The sequence below is a fragment of the Angelakisella massiliensis genome, from assembly GCF_900104675.1.
GTDB classification, from domain to species: Bacteria; Bacillota; Clostridia; order Oscillospirales; family Ruminococcaceae; genus Angelakisella; species Angelakisella massiliensis.
The window spans coordinates 2,035,682-2,052,029 of sequence record NZ_LT629945.1; the positions used below are offsets into that span (position 1 = coordinate 2,035,682).

Here is a 16,348-nt window from a genome sequence, read left to right on the forward strand (position 1 = left end):
ACGTTTCAATTGAATATAACGGGAAGCATTTATCAGTGCCAAAGGAGGTCGCAGACTTTCTCAGCCAGGACCGAAAGAGGCAGCAGGCACAGGAGCGACAGGACAGAAGGCATCTTAGTAAAAGTGATTTTGAAACGGTGCTGTCCTGGCACACCACCTATGATTCCTCAGAGGATCTGGTCTTGAGAAACCTCCGTCTTGAAAATCTGCGAAAGGCAGTTTCAGCATTAAGCGATGAGGAGCAGCAGCTGATCTCATTGCGGTATGACCAGGAACTGACCATGGAAGCGATAGGTAAAATCCTTGGTGTTTCCAAAATGGCTGTCTCAAAGCGACTGAAAAAGCTTCACAACCAGCTGAAGGGCTCTGTCCAGTAACAGAGCCCTTTGGCTTTTTTATTTTCTGGTTTACAAACTCCTTTTTCGTGTCCTGATAGATGAGGGGAATATGAAACCACCGGTTTCCCTCAATTCGAAAGAAAGGAGTTACCCATGAAAAAACGCCTACAATATGTGGATGGCGAAACACTGGCAAATACCATCCTGCCGCCCATCCGATTTGTGATCCATGAGCTGTTACCCCAGGGACTTCATGTGCTGGCCGGTGCGCCCAAGGTGGGAAAATCATGGCTGTCCCTCTGGATCTGTCTTTGTGTGACTCAGGGAGAAAAGCTCTGGGACTTCCCCACGCAGAAGGGCTCCGTTCTCTATCTTTGTCTGGAGGACAGCTACGCCCGGATCCAAAACCGTCTGCTGGACCTGACGGACGATGCTCCAGGGAACCTCTTTTTCTCCATCCTGTCTGAAAAACTCCATGAGGGTTTGGAAGAACAGCTGGAATCCTTCCTGGCAGAACATCCGGATACCGTGCTGGTAGTCATCGACACCCTCCAGCGTGTCCGCAATCCCATGAAAGACTCAAACCCTTACGCCAGCGACTATCGAGATCTGGGAGTTCTCAAGCAGTTGGCTGACCGCCATGGAATTGCTCTGCTGCTCATCCATCATCTGAGAAAGATGAACGACGACGACCCCATGAACATGATCTCCGGCACTACCGGCATCAGCGGCGCCACAGACGGGAACTTTGTACTCCGCAAGGACAAGCGCAGCACCGGCACCGCAACCCTCTTCTGCACAGGCAGAGACATCCCCTACCGGGAGCTGTCCCTGGCATTCGATGAAGACACCCACCGCTGGGAACTGCGGGAGGACAGCCAGGAACCGCTGCCGGAGCAGAAAACTGATCCCCTCATTGAGGATCTTCTCTCTTTTCTGAAACAGCATGGTGACTTCACTGGAACCGCCACTGAGCTAGCGACATCCATAGCCGATTTGTCCGGAGAAACGATCCAGCCCAATGTGCTGATAAAAAAGCTGATCCGCCGGCAGCAGGAACTGTCTCAGCTGGGAATCAGGCTCTCCAGCCGCCGCACTCACACCCGCCGGGAACTGTCTCTGACCATGGTTCGCGTCGGCTGCGTCAGCAATGACGGTAAAACAGATAGTTTACCAGTATCAGATTTCCCGTCGCAGCCGTCACAGCTGTCGCAAACAAACCAACAGGAGGTATCACAATGAAAGATTTTCATACCGCGCATAACCAGTTTCTCAAATCCCTGATTCAGCAGTCCCGGCAGGAGACACTCCAATATGTCAAAAACGGGATGGAAGAACAGCTGGGCAGTGCATCCCCCGATGAACAGACCCTGTGGCGTTATCTGCGAAATCCACAGCGCCATACCTCCCTCACCTCCTCCCAACAGCTGGTCGCCATGGATTTGCTGCTGGAATGGACGGAAATCAATTTCCGCACTTGCTGCGATCTGCTACGCTATCAGATGCTCCGGCAAAACGGTGTTGTTGATTCGGTGGAGGAGTTTCTCCAGCTGCTGCAAAAAGAAGCGGAATAGCCGCGGTACCAGGAGCCGAGATTTCCCTCCTTTGAGGAGGGAGCCAGCATCGCGTTTGTCTGGACGCCGCCACAGCCGCCGCCCCGCCAAACACCCTTTCCGGGCGGAAGCCCGGACCCACTTTGGAAAGGAGGAAAACACCATCAAAGACACAACCTTCAGCATCCGGGTCTCCACAAAGGATCTGGAGACTATCCGGGAGAAAGCAAAGCTGGCCCGTCTTTCCCAGAGCGACTATGTCACTCGCTGCTGTCTGGGCAGGCAGGTGGTTGTGGTGGAGGACCTGAAAGAGGTGCACCGTCAGCTCCGGGCTATCGGAACCAATCTCAACCGTCTGACTGCCCTGGACAATATGGGAAAGATCCAAACCGTGTACCTGGATCAGACCGTCGATGAGCTGGCAAAAGTGAGTACCGCTCTCCGGGAAATCCAGGAGCGTGGGAGGTGGAGAAAATAGCCATTGTTCATTTCGTCAACTCGCCCAAGGGACAGAACCGCAGCGGTATGGCAGCAGTCATGCGCTATGCAGCCCAGGAACAAAAGACTCTGTGGCAAGGTCAGTCTCTGATCTCCGGTGTGAACTGTCAAGCCAAAAGTGCCTATGATGACTTCCTCAGCACCAAGCTGCTCCACCACAAGGAATCCGGTCGGCTGTATTATCATCTGGTGCAGTCCTTCCCAAAAGAAGCACTGGTGGATCCTGTCACTGCTCACCAGGCAGCGGTCCGACTGGCAGGATTCTTTCAGGACTGGGAAGTGCTTGTTTGCACCCATGTGGATCGGGAGCATATCCACTCCCACCTCATCATCAACAGCGTCAGCATGGAAGAAGGGCGAAAGCTCCATGTATCACAAAGAGAGCTGGAAAATCTCCGCTGTCAGAACGACCTCATCTGCAAAGAGCTGAACCTGCCAATGTTTGAGGAAAGCGAACACACACGCTCCTCCGCTCTCTCCGGTGGGGAGTATCACGCCGCCGCCCGGGGAGAGAGCTGGAAGTTCCAGTTGATGAATGCCATTGACCGGTGTATGACCAGAGCCGCAACCCGGAAGGAGTTTCTCTCGCTGATGGAAGACCAGGGCTATCAGGTAAGATGGAGCGACAGCCGGACAAGCATCACCTACACCACACCCCAGGGGAAGAAGTGCCGGGACAACCGGCTGCATGAACCCAAGTATCTGAAAGGAGCGATGGAACTTGAATTCACCATACGAGCAGCGATACTCACTGGACGAACTCAAAGAGCGAAATTCCCTTCCGCCGAAGAACCAGCGTCCGGAGAATCCGACATCGAATACTCCAGTGCAGCCCATTGTGATTCAGTGCTGTCTGCCCAAAGAGATGGAGCAAATGCGTCAGAGCCTTCGCAGTCTGGAGCGGAATGTGGAACGACAGACCGAACTGCTGAGTCTTCTCTGGGATCAGATCCGCTCCTCCGGGACGTCCTCTCAGCTGTACACCATCAACCAGACGTTGACGGAAATGGACAAATCCCTGCAGCAGATACAATGGATGGTACGACAGGCTGGGAACCGGAACGAGAGGCGTTTCTCTCTTCCCTCACTGACATTCCCGCATCTGGAATGGAGTCCGGTCTACGGTCTGATTCTGATATCGGCGGCAGCCTTGCTGGCGATCTTGTTCACTTGGGTCGTTCTTTGGAAATGACCCAGCAGTCCAACGCAGATACTCCCTCCGGTCATCCTCACACCGACCGGAAGCTCCGAAAAAAGCAGCGGGAGAAAAAGAGGGCGCTGGGGCAGAAAGGAGAGGAGGGGATCACATGGCAGCCGAAGCTGTGACGATGAGTTTAGAAGGGTACAAAATGGTGAAAAATAAAGTCACAACGATATGCCAGGGGTGATAGATGGTTGAAAATCCGTGTCAGGGATGACAGCAAGATCGTGGAAGTGTGGCTGACCCGGGAGGAAAAAGAGGACGAAGCTCTGCGGGAAAGTTTGAAGCCGCTGTATCAGCAGTACAAGGAGCAGAAATATCTGGTGAGCGTGTTCCTGTCGGGGGAGGAAGATTTGTACCCCCTGACGCTGGACCTGCTGCGGAGCAACCGCAGGCAGAGCGCTCGGCGGGAACTGGAAGGGGGAGAGGAAATGGAATCGGTGGCGCTGGGATTTTAGCGGTGTGCGGAGGGGAGAGCGGGGATTTTCCATCGGTTTCCCCTGCCTTGGCCCTTGCTTTTGGGGAGGAGATACGGTACAATGTTATCTGTAAATATGGAATTGAGTTTGAATCTATATGGATAGAAAGGAGCGGGACCATGGAGAAAAGCCGAAAGAAACCGGACCACGCCCCGGGGAGAGGTGAGGGCGGATGATAGAACGGTTTGATATTGCCGGTTACTGCCGTATCTCGGTGGATGAGGAACTGGACCGGGACAACACCTCCATCGAAAACCAGAAAGCCATCATCTCGGATTTTGTCAAACGTCAGTTTCCCGACAGCACCCTCACCTTTTATGAGGACAGGGACCGGTCCGGCTACACCTTCGAGCAGCGGGAAGGGTATCAGACCATGCGCCGGGAGCTGATGGCCCACCAAAAGGACATCCTCATCGTCAAGGACTTCTCCCGTTTTTCCCGGCGGAACAGCCGGGGACTGGTGGAGCTGGAGGACCTGCGGGACGCCGGTGTGCGGATCATTTCTATCGGGGACAACATCGATTTCCCGGGTGGCGACGATTGGCTGAAGATTCAGTTTCAGTTTCTCATCAACGAAATGCCGGTCACCGACACCAGCAAAAAGGTCCGTTCGGTGGTCCGCCGCCGCCAGCAGGACGGCCAGTGGATCTGCGCTGCCCCCTATGGTTACATCATCAACAGCAAGCAGCAGTTTGAGGTGGTGCCCACCGAGGCAGAGGTGGTGCGGGAAATTTTCCGCCTCTATAACGACGAGGGTTGGGGCTATAAAAAAATCGCCAACCATCTTACCGCCCAGGGCATACCCACCCCCCGGATGTCCGAGCGGATGCGCAAGGAGGCGGTGGGGGAGGAGTGCCGACGGGAGGCGAAGTCCGCCTGGGCCATCGTCACGGTCCAGGGGATTCTGGACAACGATTTTTACATTGGTACTCTCCGTCAGGGGAAGTACACTCGGGCCAAAATCAACGGCAAGGACATACGCCGGGATGAGATGGAGCAGATCGTCATTGAAAACCACCATCAGCCCATTATCGACTACCGCACCTTCGCGGTGACCCGGGCCCTGCGGGAGCAGCGGACCCGTTCCAACTACCGGGGCACCAAGGTCAACGACAATGTCTATTCCGGCTTTCTGGAGTGCGGGGACTGCGGCGCTCCCATGTTCGCCATGAGCCGCCGGGACCTGAAGCCCGCCTATACCTGCGGCACCTACCACCGCCAGGGCCGGGCCGGATGCACCAGCCACCACATCCGGGTGGATAAGCTGGACGAGATCGTCAAGGGCTATGTGGCCCTGGTGCGGGAGAATTCCGCCGCCATGGTGGAGCGCCTCAACGCCGACCTTGCCCGGGAGGAGGAGGACGTGGCGGAGACGGAGCGGAGCGCCGCCAATCTGGAGGAGGTGCTGGCGGACCTCCAGGAGGAGCTGAAGGCCACCAAGCGGCAGCGGGTGCGGGACATCATGAAGCACCCGGACCAGGAGGCCATCCTGGAGGAGACCTACGACGAGCTGGAAAGCGACCTGACCCGGCGGATGGAGGGAATCCGCCGCCAGCTGCAAATGGCGGTGGACAAACGCAACACCATCCTCCAGGTAAACCGCACCGCCAAAACCGCCCTGGAGGTCTTCGACGACATCCTCCGCAAGGAAAAGCTGGACCGGAAGGACCTGCAGCTGGTCATCGAGAAAATCAGGGTGTACGAGGACCATATCGAGGTGCAGCTGAAGGGGGACATCGACAGCCTCCTCAAATGCGGCAGACTGCCGGAGAAAGAAAGAGAAACCACGGTAAATTTTAAGTCTGACATGGCAAACAGCTTACCGACGGCCAGCTCACCACTATCCAGTCCTTCAAAAAGCGGGCAGACAAGGCCGGCCATGTCAATGCAATCAGTCACGATCAGGCAGCACAGATAGTTGAAATATGATTTCCAGGACCTGCCATGGAGAAAAAGATACATAACTTTTTCCATTCTGCGCACAATACAGCTAAAAGAAAAAAACGGCAACCCGTTTTAATAGAAGGAGGATTTTTTCATGAAGGCGACAGGGATTGTGCGGCGGATTGATGATTTGGGCAGAGTCGTGATCCCCAAGGAGATTCGCAGAACGATGCGTATCCGTGAGGGAGATCCGCTGGAGATTTTTACTGATAATGACGGCGAGGTTATTTTTAAGAAGTATTCCCCCATCGGCGAGCTGGGTAACTTCGCGTCCGCCTACGCCGATGTATTGTATAAAACCTCTGGTTTTCCGGTGCTGGTCTGTGATCGGGACCATGTGGTGGCTGCGGCAGGGGTATCAAAAAAAGAAATACTTGAGCGGCGCATCTCCACTTCTCTGGAGGATATGATTGAGAACCGCAAAAGCTACAACGCCGGAAACGGAGAAAAGAAATTACAGCCGGTGGAGGGTGTGGACCATTACTGCCTGGCCCAGAGCCCCATTATCGCGGCTGGAGATGTTTGCGGCAGTATTCTGTTCCTGGCAAACGGTACCAGTGATGACGCCCGGGAGGTGGAAGTGAAGCTGATCCAGGCAGCGGCAGCCTTTCTGGGCAAGCAGATGGAAGAATGATGCCTGATGTTCTGCTAAAAAGATAAATACAGCTTTTACAGGCGATTTGTTCCATTTCATGTTCAAACCGGAAACTGGTTTTATCTTTTCAAAAAGGTTGGAAAAAATTTTGGTGCAAAGAAAAACTCCCGGGAAACGATGTTCGTCCTCGTTCCCGGGAGTTTTTATGATGGTCCTATTTTACGTTATCCATTGCCCTTTTTCAGATGTGTCATCAGGACGCTGGCGATATTCTCACAAGAGGCCTGTATCGTTACCGCCCCAATTTCCTGAGCGACCCCGGGCATTCCGTACACCACACAGGAATCTTTATCCTGTCCGATGGTGTAAGCGCCTGCTTTTCGCATTTCCAGCAGTCCGCTGGCGCCATCCCGTCCCATGCCAGTCATAATAATGCCTACCATGTGACACTTGACTGCTGAAGCCATGGAAGAAAACAGTACATCCACCGAAGGACGATGTCCGCTGACCTTTTCTCCCGGCAGGCAGGAAACAGTATACCGGTTGCCGATACGCACCACCCGGGTTTGATAATCCGCCGGAGCGATCAGAGCCAAACCCCGGTGAATCTCATCCCCATGAACCGCTTCACGCACCTCCATCTGGCACAGGCGATTGAGGCGTTGGGCGTACATTTGGGTGAAGCCAACAGGCATATGCTGAACAATCACCATGCCGGGAATATCTGCCGGCAAACGCTTCAGCACCTCCAGCGTGGCTTCTGTACCTCCGGTAGAGGCGCCTAATCCGATAATGGTATCGTTGAGGAAGCTGCCGGGGATGTTTCCCAGCAGGGGAGAAGCCGCTGGTTGAGGAGTATGGGCAGCAGGGCTGGGGGGAGTGGTGCTGCGGACAACGGGACTGCGAACCTTGGCGCAGGAGGCGATGGTAATTTTTTGAGCCAGAGAATGGATGAAAGAAGAAACGCTTTCGGTTCCGTCCGGCTTGCGGACAAAGTCCACCGCTCCAGCTGCCAGAGCGTCAAACACCCGAAGATTCAGGGAGGATACCAAGATCACCGGAAGGGGATGGGAGGGCAAAAACTGTTTGAGAAAATCAATTCCGCTGGTACCCGGCATCTCCACATCCATGGTAACGACATCAGGCGAAAAACGAAGAATTTTATTTTTTGCGTCCAAAGCATTGATAGCAGTTCCTATCACCTGAATATTGGGATGAGACGCCAGTCCCTTGGTAATCAGGTTCCGGGCTACGGCGGAGTCATCCACCACCAGAACGCGGATGGGATTTGAAGTGGAAAACATCAGGGTATCCTCCTTTTGGAATCAGGGATAGCAGTGCTGCTTTTGAAGCAGATAGAATGAACCGCGATCTCCTGAAATACCGATCTGTGTTGGTACTGGGAAAAATGCGGTACCTGATCAAGGCAAGGGAAGATGGAGGGAAGAAATCCTTGTTTCCTTCCAAACCTTTCAGCGCTTCATGGATATCCCTGTTATTTTTTTTGATAAACTGAAGGAGCCACCAGACGGAACAACGGATTGTGTCCCAGAGACTCCGAATGGCTGATGAACAAATATCCATTGGGGTTGAGTGCGTTGCAGAAGCGGGAAACCAGAGCATCCCTGGTTTCCTGATTAAAATAGATCATCACGTTGCGGCAGAAAATAACATCAAATTTTAATTTGAACTTAATGGGATCCATCAGGTTGAAGGAACGGAAAATAACATTTTTACGGATCACCGGAGCAACCGTATAGAGAGTGGAATCTACCTGTTTTACAAAATATTGTTTCAGCCATTGCTGGGGCATATCCGCAGGGAGCTGATAAACTCCGGCCTGGGCTTTGGCCAGGGCCTGCTGGGAAATGTCAGTAGCCAGAACCCGGGTATCCCACAGGGAGGCTTGGCTTCCAAAAAAATCCTTCAAATAGATGGACAGGGTATATGGCTCTTCACCGCTGGAGCATCCGGCGCTCCAAATGGACAGTGTATGATCTTTTTGATGCTTCTTGACCAGCTCCGGCAGGATATGGGACTGGAAAAAGGTAAAATGATCCTTTTCCCGAAGAAAATAGGTATAATTGGTTGTCAGCTTGTTGAGAACCAATTCCAGATCCGCAGGATCGCGGGTGGTGAACAGACGATCCAGAAAAGGATCCAGCTTGGTATAGCCTTTTTGTTTGAGAGCATGGGAAAGGCGGCCGGTGATCAAAGTCCTCTTTTTGCTCAGATCGATGCCATAGTTTTTTTGGATAAAGTCCACCAGTCGTTGGAAATCTGCATCAGAGACAGTCAAATCATTGAAAAAATCCATGGTTTTCAGCCCTTTCCTCTTTAAGGCTGCCGCAGCAGTTGAGCGCAGTCCAACAACAGCATGGTCTGCTCATCCGACAGTGAGCACATGCCGGATACCAGCCCGTTGAGGGTTTTGGAAGGACTGGGAAGAATAGTGGAAGGATCCAGCTCAATGATTCTTTCCACGCTGTCTACCAGCAGGCCCAGGATATTGTCCTCGATGTTCAAAGTGACAATGCAGTCATTTTCCGTTTTTTCACCGCCCAGCATGGAGCGGACATCAATAATGGGAATGATCTGTCCCCGCAGATTGATGATTCCCCGGATATAAGAGGGGACCAAAGGCAGTGTGGTGAAGGAATAGCCATTGATGATCTCCAGAGTATATTTCACCTGCACGCCGAAAAGAAGCTGATTGGATGTGAACAAAAGATATTTCTCTTTTCTTTCCGCATCTTCCAATTCAGATGGGACGGTCAAAGCGCCTTCTTCTGCTTCCACCAGATAATGCTCTTCCATATTTTAAATGCCTCCTGTCTGTTCCAGAGCGGACAAGTAAAAATTGCCCACATCCAGGATGATGCTGATGTTTCCGTCTCCCAGAATGGTGCAGCCGGCGATACCCCGCTGCTTGATGTTAAAGCTGTTGAGATAGGCGGGCAGAGGCTTGACCACAACCTGCTGTTCTCCCAGCAACTCGTCCACAAACAGACAATAAGAGCTTTCTCCGGCCTCCAGCCAGATGAGAATACCATCCTCAATGTTGGAACGACCGCCTTCGATTTGATACAATTCATTCATTCTTATTACCGGGTAGAAGCTGCCCATTCTCTTGAACAGTTCTCCTCCCGCGGCATCATGGGTCAGATCGGCGCTGGTTACCTTGAAGGACTGGCGGATGTTATGGATGGGAATGGTAAAGGTGGAAGGACCTACCGATACCTCCATACCATTCATAATAGCCATGGTCAGAGGGATTTTCAGGGTGGTGGTCATCCCTTTTCCAGGTTCGCTGGAAATGGTCACCGTTCCGCCGATATCCTCTACATTTTTCTTCACCACATCCATGCCCACACCACGGCCGGAAAACTCTGTTACCTCTGTGTTGGTGGAAAAGCCGGGAGCAAGAAGGAAGTTGAGGATATCCTTGTGGGAATATTCCCTGTCGGGCGAAGCAAGCCCCTGACGGATGGCTTTGTTGAGGGTCTTTTCATAATTTACCCCCTGTCCGTCATCCTTGACCTCAATGATCACTTCGCTGCCGGTATGGCGGGCGGAAAGAATGATTTCGCCCACAGGATCCTTTCCGGCGGCGATCCGCTCTTCAGCGGTGCACTCGATACCGTGGTCCATGGAATTGCGGACAATATGCATGATAGGATCGCCGATGCTGTCCACAATGGTTTTATCTACCTCAGTGTCCTCGCCCACCAGGGTCAAACGAGCCTGCTTGTTGAGCTTTTTGCACATGTCTCTTACAATACGGTTCATCTTTTGGAAAGTGCCGGAAACGGGCACCATCCGCAGAGACATGGACACGTCCTGCAGCTCATCGGTCAGCTTGCGCAGCTGTCTGGTGGATTTGGTGAAAGCATCCAGCTTCAGTCCTTTCAGATCAGGGGAAGAGGTGATCATGGATTCGGTAATCACGATCTCTCCCACTACAGCAGCCAGATGGTCCAGCTTACTGAGATTGACGCTGATCAAGCTTTCCTTGTGGTGGCTGACGCCTTCGGTCTTGGCGGCAGCGGCCGGTACAGGAGCAGCAGGCGGGGCCTTTTCGATTTGAGGAGTTTCCGCAGCAGCGGATACAGGCTGTGCCGCGGGAACTGGCGCAGCAGCAACAGCAGCGGGAGTGGGGGCAGGAGCAGGAGCGGGGGCGGGAGCAGGCTGGTCAATGGCCTGATAGGTGCGTACTGCTCCGGCGCCGGTGACTGCGTGAATGGCATTGTCCCGGTCCGTCTGATTACGGAAGCAGAGGAGAAAACCGGATTCCGCAATCTGGGCTGCGGTAGCAGAGTTATGCTCCACATCCGCGGGCTCAAAGGAAAAATCAGATTCACCGCAGATTTCCTGAATGGAAGTCACCAGCATCAGGGCCCGCAAATTTTCCATTCCGCAGCCTTCGTCGAAAAATACCTGCAGGCAATAGGGGAATCCCGGCTCGGACGAAACGGCCCCCTGGGAGGCCCCGGAGGAGGCGGACTTGTCAGGAGAAGCATTTGGTGAAATTTGCTCAATAAAGCTATTAATCTTTTGCTGTAAGCTGTCGATATTTTGTGTTAGAGGTTGTCCATTTTCGATTTGTTCCATCTGGGAACGGAAGAAGTCAATGGTCTGAAACAACAGATCAAACAGTTCCGGACGCAGTGCCTCGGGAACGACGGAGATGGATTTTTCCCGAATAATGGCAAACATATCCTCCGCCCGGTGCGCGATGGTCATCAGTGAGTTGAATTCCATCATGGCCGCGGAACCTTTGATGGTGTGCATAATGCGGAAGATGGTATTGATATCCTCGTCGGAAAATGTGTCCTCTTGCTCAGCGGCAAGTACGATGCTGTCCAATTGTTCCAGCAGACCGTTGGTTTCATACAGAAATGCTTCCAGAATGCTGTCGTTACCTGTATCCATAAGCAGAATCCTTCCTTTTAACATAACTTCTGCTTATTTATCGGCTCATTTTCTTAAAAAATAAGACCGGGCTGAAGCAAATGTGAAGCTGCTGTCTGTGGCAAAGGGAAAACAGATGAAGAGGATAGATCAGATCAAAAACAGGAAAGCAAGGGTGATACCATGGCAAACCTGATGGGAGTGACAAATCCGGTTCCCAATTATGATGGAGCCAATAATAATCGTGTTGCATCCGCAACAGTCAAACCGACGGATACCACGGTGCAAAATATACCGGATGCCACTCAGGTAGGGCGCAGCGATGCTAGGACGGAGGCAAACGGTGCTAAAAACACATTGCAGCCCGGCGTACATCGTTACGATTCCAATCTGCAATTTTATCTTCAGGTGCTGCGGGAGGCTCCTGATGTTCAGGAGGAGATGGCCCGTGCCATCAATGGGCTGCGGGGACAGATTTCCGCGCCGGGATTGTCGGAGGGAATTGCCCAGGAAATGGCCGGGTTCCTTCAAATGCTCCATCTGGATGCCGATGGATTCCGCAAGTTTTTTCTGCGGCAGATGGAAGCCGGCAATCGCTTTTCCGGTCCGCTGCTTTCTTTGCTGCGGCAGGAGTATCAAAAAATGTCCGGGGAAAATGTGCATCGGGCCATACTCCTTTTTCTCAAACGATACAGCGATTTTTCCTCCAGTGAGCATATTGCGAATAATCTTTCGATGCTGCTCAAGCAGCTTTGTGAGCATATGCCTAAAAGCTGGGCCGGACGTCTGGTGGAGATGTCTGCCCAATTGGAAAACGGTCTGAAAGCGGGCAGCCGGGAAGAGAATCTGAAGCTGCTTCAGAGCAAGATCATGCCTTATCTGGCAGCTTATGTGGAACGGACCCACGATATGGGTACGGCCAGAAAGCTCATCAGCCTTTTGATGCTCAATGTCACCCGATATGAAAATGGTGACGAGAAAGGGCTGCTGATGGCGTTCCGGCAGCTGAGCGGCTACAATGACTTTTTATCCGGTCTGAACAAGCTGGATGACGCGGCGCTGCTGAAGCTGCTCAAGGACAACAGCTTTACCCAGGCGGTAAGCGAGGACGTATTTGCCCGCCGGTTCGCCCAGCTGAGCGCCAAAGCCCTGCGGGGAGAATTTGGAAGCCAGGCCAAAGAGGCGTTCCAGGAGATTCTCCGGGCGATCCTCCTGAATGAAAGTGTGTATATGCCGCTGCGCCATGGCATTATTCCCATGGAGTGGGAAAATAAAATGGTGTATGCAGAGTATTGGGTGGATCCGGACGCGGAAAAATCCCAGGGTCATAACAGCGCCAAGGGCGGATCAGGCAAAGCGCAGTTCCTGTTTAAGATGGATGTACAGGATCTGGGATTTTTGGAACTGGCCATTGCCTCTCAGGAGGAGCAGGTGGACCTGGAGGTATATGGTCCGGCCAAGCTGGCAGAGCATCAGGCGCTGGTGGCGGAGGATTTACGGAATATTTTGGAGGATCATGGCTTGAAGGGAAAAAATATTCGTGTGGCCAAGGCGGAAAAACCGTTGGCCATTACCGATGTGTTCCCGGGTCTGTTTGAAGGGAAGCGAAGCGTCAATGTCAAAATCTGATTCCGCTGCCCGCTCAAAAGCAGAGCGTGCGGTTGCGCTTCAATATGGGGCGGATAAAGGTGTGCCGGTGATTGTTGCCTCTGGAATGGGCAACCTGGCGGAAAAAATGGTAGAGGTGGCCATGGAAAACGGTGTACCCGTTTATGAGGACAACTCCCTTGCCACCATTCTCTCCCAGATGGAGCTGGGACGGGAGATTCCGGAAGAGCTGTATGAGGCGATTGTGGATATTTATCTTTATTTTCTCAATTTTGATCCCAGTGATCCGGAGAAATACAGAAGACAGCGTCAGGAAAGAATGGCTCAGTCACAGCAGAAAGGCGGGGGACAATCATGACTTATAGATATCTGATCCTGGACAGCAAGGGCAGACCGGTAGCCCATTGCACATCTTTCCAGGGACTGGACGCGCCCACCTGGCAGCTGCAAGTGGACCCGGAGGATCTGGAATGCGTGATGGGGCACACCAGCATCAGGCTGGTGGGTACCTCCGACAAATATATTGCCGCGGAAGGCCAGATCCTTCGCTGGAATGGTCATTCCGTTTTGGTGAAAGCTGTGCGGGAACTGGACGGAAACCTCCGTAAGAATCTGCGGATGCCAGTGCGTTTTCCCAGTTTTTTGTATCCCATTACCGGCAAGTGGCAGGGACGCCGTCCAATTCTCAGCCATGATTTAAGCTGCGGCGGAATTGCCTTTTATTGTGGACAGCCGCTGGAGGAAGGGGAAGTGGCTCAGCTGGTGGTACCGGTGACAGCTCAGCCATTGCTGCTCTCTGTAACCATTTTGCACCGCAATCAGTCGGAGGAGCAGGTGCCTCTCTATGGTGCCAGGTTTACAGATCTTCTCCGTGAAGAGGAAAGCATGATCCGGGAAGCGGTATTCAATCTGCAGCTGCATCATCCCTGCAGCGGATCATAAAAGCAATCCGGATTCCTTGTTTGCCCAAAAGCCAAAAGGTGTGGTCAGCAAGATAGTTTTTCTGCTGGCCAGCGGAAGAAACAGTGCTGCTTGGGACTGCTGAGCAGCGGCAGGCGGCGAAAGAGAAAAGGTTCGGGCTTTATTTGTTTGAGTGAAAATTTGATCAGTATGATTTCCTCTTGTCCCACACAGCTGAAATCATGTCAGATGGTACCGAGGCCCTCGCCGGCGATTATAACGGTGAGGGTCTTTGGCAGGGCGAAAGGAAAACCGAAAAGAACAGTGCTCCCAAGATCCGGCAAGAGCAGCTTTCATATGTTCTGTAAAGGTTATGCATTGTGGGTATCCCATTCAGCCAACACAAACACATTAATAAACAGAAGATTGGGAGCATTTTACCCCTCTGTTGTGCTCCGCTGGCTTTTGGGAGACTGTGTACGGGAGCAAAGGAAATTTGGTGTACCGGTTTTGCAGCAGATAACGGAGGAAGATCAGTCAAAACAATATCTGGTGCCCTGTGGCTGTGCAGTTATACAGGTGCAGTGCTGGAAACAAGATGTCCGTTTGTAAGAATTTTTGTACAAAAAGAAAAGCGGGTTAGTCATTTGGCAGATGCTTTGGGGCGGCGAAGCGTCGGTACAATCTGTGTCTGTATAGTGTTACAGACAAAAGCAGTGCAGGCACCGGGGGTCCCTTGGGCTGACCACGGGAAGACTGAAATGACAACATAATTGGTACATTATGTCGTTTTCGAGGTCAAGGAGAGATGGTTTTTAAGAAATAAAGTCATATACCCTATATTAAATTTTACATAGATTACACAAAAAATTAGGTGACGGCAATTTATTGTAACAATAAATTCACACCTTATCTGACAACATTCGTGCAAAAGGTAAAAAATTGTTTGTATAATCGGTACAACCTTGAAAAGCTGAGATGAATGGTCTAAAATATAAATCGCGTTGATAAAACCGTGGAACCGGTTTAGTAACATAATGTGTCATTATGTTATTGGCGCACAATTTTTTTGAGCCGTAGATGTCGAAAGATGTCGAGATATCGCTCTCAAATTAGACAAAGGAGCTAAAAAAATCATGAGTTTCATGATTACTAACTCAAATTTGCTCATGCAGAGGTCAATGGAATATTTATGGACGAAGCAGTCCTGTATACTGAATAACATTGCAAATATAGAGACCCCTGGATACAAAAATCAATATGTAACCTTTGAAGATTCACTGGAAAAAGCCATTCAAAACGCTGCACAAAAGTCCAAATGCACCTCTTCTTCCTTCCGTCAGGCGATTGAAGATTCTGCTGTTGAGGTGCACCAGGCGGACGAAAGTGCAAGAATGGATGACAATGGTGTGAATATCACAGAGCAGGCAGTGGAATTGGCGAGAAATGGATACCAGCTGCAATATGTGATGGATGCCATTTCCAGTGATTTTTCATTGCTCCGTACAGCGATTCGTGGATAAGGAGGATGCGTGATGGCTTTTCTGAATTCAATGAGCATAGTGGGTTCCGGATTGACGGCGCAGCAGGCGAGACTGGATGTAATTTCAGAAAACATCACTAACGTCAACACCACACGCACCGAAGAGGGAGGCGCCTATCGTCGTAAGATGGTGGTGCTGGAAACCCAGGGCGCGCAGACGCCTTTCGAGACGATTCTCAACCGGGCCAGAGGAAATGCGGATAATGGTACCCGGGGCGGCGTCAGAGTAGCGGAAATTGTGGAAGATGATTCGGATCTGAAGCTGGAATATGATCCCACCCATCCCGACGCCAACGAGGATGGGTATGTGGAGCTGCCCAATGTAGACCTGATTAAAGAGATGGCGGATGCCATGGCGGTCAACCAGGCTTACGCAGCCAATGTCACCGCCTTCAATGTACTCAAGCAGGTGGTCGCAAAAGGTCTGGAAATCGGAAGATAAATGGAAAACGGAGTGAGTATCAATGAATATGCCGGCTATGGAAACGATTCAGCCCCTTTGGGGCAGCGGCTCGGTGGAAGAAGGCCGGGACATACAGCGTCAAGCGGGACCGGCAATTCCCTTCGCGGATATTTTTCAGTCAGCGGTGGAGAACGTGAAAGAAACTGACGCCCAGAAAAATCAGGCACAGTATCTGTTGGCTACTGGTCAGTTGGATAACCCTGCTGAGCTGATGATTGCCTCTACTGAGGCGGCTGTATCGGTGGAACTGCTGGTGCAGCTGCGCAACAAGGCGCTGGATGCCTACAGCGAACTGATGCGCATTAGTATGTAATG

18 protein-coding genes are annotated in these 16,348 nt (G+C 52.0%); 14 read left to right on the forward strand and 4 right to left on the reverse strand.

The window, feature by feature from the left end; translation table 11 throughout:
* Positions 1 to 35 precede the first annotated feature (35 nt).
* From BQ5383_RS14970 to BQ5383_RS15010, 8 genes are all read left to right on the forward strand, one after another.
* Positions 36 to 377, forward strand: coding sequence for a sigma-70 family RNA polymerase sigma factor (locus BQ5383_RS14970; protein ID WP_172724643.1), 342 nt, complete (start codon positions 36 to 38; stop codon positions 375 to 377).
* Between the two features lie 114 nt (positions 378 to 491).
* Positions 492 to 1,580, forward strand: coding sequence for an AAA family ATPase (locus tag BQ5383_RS14975; protein WP_071433281.1), 1,089 nt, complete (start codon positions 492 to 494; stop codon positions 1,578 to 1,580).
* Positions 1,577 to 1,912, forward strand: coding sequence for a hypothetical protein (locus tag BQ5383_RS21635; RefSeq protein ID WP_071433283.1), 336 nt, complete (start codon positions 1,577 to 1,579; stop codon positions 1,910 to 1,912). The genes BQ5383_RS14975 and BQ5383_RS21635 overlap by 4 nt, the downstream gene beginning before the upstream one ends.
* Positions 1,913 to 1,967: 55 nt before the next feature.
* Positions 1,968 to 2,369: a MobC family plasmid mobilization relaxosome protein gene (locus BQ5383_RS21640; RefSeq protein ID WP_235821995.1), complete on the forward strand. Its 402-nt coding sequence runs from the start codon at positions 1,968 to 1,970 to the stop codon at positions 2,367 to 2,369.
* A complete protein-coding gene (locus tag BQ5383_RS14990) occupies positions 2,357 to 3,715 on the forward strand; it encodes a relaxase/mobilization nuclease domain-containing protein (protein ID WP_071433285.1) in 1,359 nt (452 codons plus the stop codon). Before BQ5383_RS21640 ends, BQ5383_RS14990 begins: the two co-directional genes overlap by 13 nt.
* 69 nt (positions 3,716 to 3,784) lie before the next feature.
* Positions 3,785 to 4,048: a hypothetical protein gene (locus BQ5383_RS14995; protein WP_071433287.1), complete on the forward strand. Its 264-nt coding sequence runs from the start codon at positions 3,785 to 3,787 to the stop codon at positions 4,046 to 4,048.
* 193 nt (positions 4,049 to 4,241) lie between these two features.
* Complete coding sequence (locus BQ5383_RS15005) at positions 4,242 to 5,987, forward strand: recombinase family protein (protein ID WP_071433290.1); 1,746 nt, start codon at positions 4,242 to 4,244, stop codon at positions 5,985 to 5,987.
* Between the two features lie 120 nt (positions 5,988 to 6,107).
* Positions 6,108 to 6,647 (forward strand): stage V sporulation T C-terminal domain-containing protein, encoded by a 540-nt coding sequence (locus tag BQ5383_RS15010; RefSeq protein WP_071433292.1) that lies wholly within the window; start codon positions 6,108 to 6,110, stop codon positions 6,645 to 6,647.
* 185 nt (positions 6,648 to 6,832) lie between these two features.
* Here BQ5383_RS15010 and BQ5383_RS15015 read toward each other — a convergent pair whose 3' ends face one another.
* The 4 genes from BQ5383_RS15015 to BQ5383_RS15030 all read right to left on the reverse strand — a co-directional run bounded on the left by BQ5383_RS15015 (position 6,833) and on the right by BQ5383_RS15030 (position 11,540).
* Positions 6,833 to 7,912, reverse strand: a complete 1,080-nt coding sequence (locus tag BQ5383_RS15015) for a protein-glutamate methylesterase/protein-glutamine glutaminase (protein WP_071433295.1) — start codon at positions 7,910 to 7,912, stop codon at positions 6,833 to 6,835.
* Positions 7,913 to 8,103: 191 nt separating this feature from the next.
* Positions 8,104 to 8,925, reverse strand: a complete 822-nt coding sequence (locus BQ5383_RS15020) for a CheR family methyltransferase (protein WP_071433297.1) — start codon at positions 8,923 to 8,925, stop codon at positions 8,104 to 8,106.
* 20 nt (positions 8,926 to 8,945) lie between these two features.
* Positions 8,946 to 9,425 (reverse strand): chemotaxis protein CheW, encoded by a 480-nt coding sequence (locus BQ5383_RS15025; protein WP_071433298.1) that lies wholly within the window; start codon positions 9,423 to 9,425, stop codon positions 8,946 to 8,948.
* Between the two features lie 3 nt (positions 9,426 to 9,428).
* The gene (locus tag BQ5383_RS15030) at positions 9,429 to 11,540 is read right to left on the reverse strand and encodes a chemotaxis protein CheA (RefSeq protein ID WP_071433300.1); all 2,112 of its coding nucleotides are present in this window, start codon (positions 11,538 to 11,540) and stop codon (positions 9,429 to 9,431) included.
* Between the two features lie 162 nt (positions 11,541 to 11,702).
* Here BQ5383_RS15030 and BQ5383_RS15035 point away from each other — a divergent pair, with 162 nt between their 5' ends.
* The 6 genes from BQ5383_RS15035 to fliE all read left to right on the forward strand — a co-directional run bounded on the left by BQ5383_RS15035 (position 11,703) and on the right by fliE (position 16,346).
* Complete coding sequence (locus BQ5383_RS15035; protein WP_207646818.1) at positions 11,703 to 13,148, forward strand: hypothetical protein; 1,446 nt, start codon at positions 11,703 to 11,705, stop codon at positions 13,146 to 13,148.
* Positions 13,135 to 13,485, forward strand: coding sequence for an EscU/YscU/HrcU family type III secretion system export apparatus switch protein (locus BQ5383_RS15040; protein WP_071433302.1), 351 nt, complete (start codon positions 13,135 to 13,137; stop codon positions 13,483 to 13,485). The genes BQ5383_RS15035 and BQ5383_RS15040 overlap by 14 nt, the downstream gene beginning before the upstream one ends.
* On the forward strand, positions 13,482 to 14,069 hold the full coding sequence (locus BQ5383_RS15045; RefSeq protein ID WP_071433305.1) for a PilZ domain-containing protein: 588 nt from the start codon (positions 13,482 to 13,484) through the stop codon (positions 14,067 to 14,069). Before BQ5383_RS15040 ends, BQ5383_RS15045 begins: the two co-directional genes overlap by 4 nt.
* A 1,094-nt stretch (positions 14,070 to 15,163) precedes the next feature.
* Complete coding sequence (gene flgB, locus BQ5383_RS15050; protein ID WP_071433307.1) at positions 15,164 to 15,550, forward strand: flagellar basal body rod protein FlgB; 387 nt, start codon at positions 15,164 to 15,166, stop codon at positions 15,548 to 15,550.
* 12 nt (positions 15,551 to 15,562) lie between these two features.
* On the forward strand, positions 15,563 to 16,012 hold the full coding sequence (gene flgC / locus BQ5383_RS15055; protein ID WP_071433309.1) for a flagellar basal body rod protein FlgC: 450 nt from the start codon (positions 15,563 to 15,565) through the stop codon (positions 16,010 to 16,012).
* Between the two features lie 22 nt (positions 16,013 to 16,034).
* The gene (gene fliE / locus BQ5383_RS15060; protein ID WP_083390006.1) at positions 16,035 to 16,346 is read left to right on the forward strand and encodes a flagellar hook-basal body complex protein FliE; all 312 of its coding nucleotides are present in this window, start codon (positions 16,035 to 16,037) and stop codon (positions 16,344 to 16,346) included.
* Positions 16,347 to 16,348 lie beyond the last annotated feature (2 nt).

Bases quoted from the DNA above. Each gene is read 5' to 3' on its own strand.
- BQ5383_RS14975 (WP_071433281.1), top strand. From the start codon at position 492: ATGAAAAAACGCCTACAATATGTGGATGGCGAAACACTGGCAAATACC.
- BQ5383_RS21635 (WP_071433283.1), top strand. From the start codon at position 1,577: ATGAAAGATTTTCATACCGCGCATAACCAGTTTCTCAAATCCCTGATT.
- BQ5383_RS15005 (WP_071433290.1), top strand. From the start codon at position 4,242: ATGATAGAACGGTTTGATATTGCCGGTTACTGCCGTATCTCGGTGGAT.
- BQ5383_RS15010 (WP_071433292.1), top strand. From the start codon at position 6,108: ATGAAGGCGACAGGGATTGTGCGGCGGATTGATGATTTGGGCAGAGTC.
- BQ5383_RS15015 (WP_071433295.1), bottom strand. From the start codon at position 7,912: ATGTTTTCCACTTCAAATCCCATCCGCGTTCTGGTGGTGGATGACTCC.
- BQ5383_RS15020 (WP_071433297.1), bottom strand. From the start codon at position 8,925: ATGGATTTTTTCAATGATTTGACTGTCTCTGATGCAGATTTCCAACGA.
- BQ5383_RS15025 (WP_071433298.1), bottom strand. From the start codon at position 9,425: ATGGAAGAGCATTATCTGGTGGAAGCAGAAGAAGGCGCTTTGACCGTC.
- BQ5383_RS15030 (WP_071433300.1), bottom strand. From the start codon at position 11,540: ATGGATACAGGTAACGACAGCATTCTGGAAGCATTTCTGTATGAAACC.
- BQ5383_RS15035 (WP_207646818.1), top strand. From the start codon at position 11,703: ATGGCAAACCTGATGGGAGTGACAAATCCGGTTCCCAATTATGATGGA.
- BQ5383_RS15040 (WP_071433302.1), top strand. From the start codon at position 13,135: ATGTCAAAATCTGATTCCGCTGCCCGCTCAAAAGCAGAGCGTGCGGTT.
- BQ5383_RS15045 (WP_071433305.1), top strand. From the start codon at position 13,482: ATGACTTATAGATATCTGATCCTGGACAGCAAGGGCAGACCGGTAGCC.
- flgB (WP_071433307.1), top strand. From the start codon at position 15,164: ATGAGTTTCATGATTACTAACTCAAATTTGCTCATGCAGAGGTCAATG.
- flgC (WP_071433309.1), top strand. From the start codon at position 15,563: ATGGCTTTTCTGAATTCAATGAGCATAGTGGGTTCCGGATTGACGGCG.
- fliE (WP_083390006.1), top strand. From the start codon at position 16,035: ATGAATATGCCGGCTATGGAAACGATTCAGCCCCTTTGGGGCAGCGGC.